We start from the raw sequence: 454 nt of genomic DNA, 5'->3' as shown, positions 1-454 counted from the left end.
CCAACAATTGGGACGGAGCCTCCGAGCTGCTCGTNNACCATAAGTCCAAGGATACCCATCATGGCGGCGCGGCCGTTGTTGAGCTCGATGGCACGCTTGGAAAGCTTCTCCTCCTCATCAAAGTCATCCCAGCCGAAGTCAATGTATCCGTTACGGAAGTCACCAACGTGCTCGTTGCCAGTTCCCTCAACGTCACGCATGAAGGCGCACTCCAACCATCCAATGAAGGCGACGATCTGAACAAGTCCCGCAGTGGGGATGGNNTCAGGTCCGAAGAGGGCGGCAACACCGTTGGGGAAGGAGTCGAAGGAGTCTCCAGAGTAATCAATATCTCCGGGAAGGTGGAGTCCACCACGGGTCACGACCTGGCCCAAAAAGGCGAGCTGACAGATACGTCCGTGCTTGATCTCGACGTAACGAAGGCGGTCGAAACGCTCCTGGGTCACATCTCCAG

At 56.9% G+C, this 454-nt stretch carries 1 protein-coding gene; it reads right to left on the bottom strand.

Annotated elements, in window-relative coordinates; all coding sequences use genetic code 11:
- A partial coding sequence (locus tag UB43_RS30435) for a chlorophyll a/b-binding protein (RefSeq protein WP_156160536.1) occupies window positions 1-446 on the bottom strand: 446 nt, incomplete at its 3' end.
- Window positions 447-454 lie beyond the last annotated feature (8 nt).

Origin of the sequence: Pseudomonas sp. 21 (assembly GCF_000955805.1) — a bacterium.
GTDB lineage: Bacteria > Pseudomonadota > Gammaproteobacteria > Pseudomonadales > Pseudomonadaceae > Pseudomonas.
This window is presented reverse-complemented; position numbering and strand designations above follow the sequence as displayed.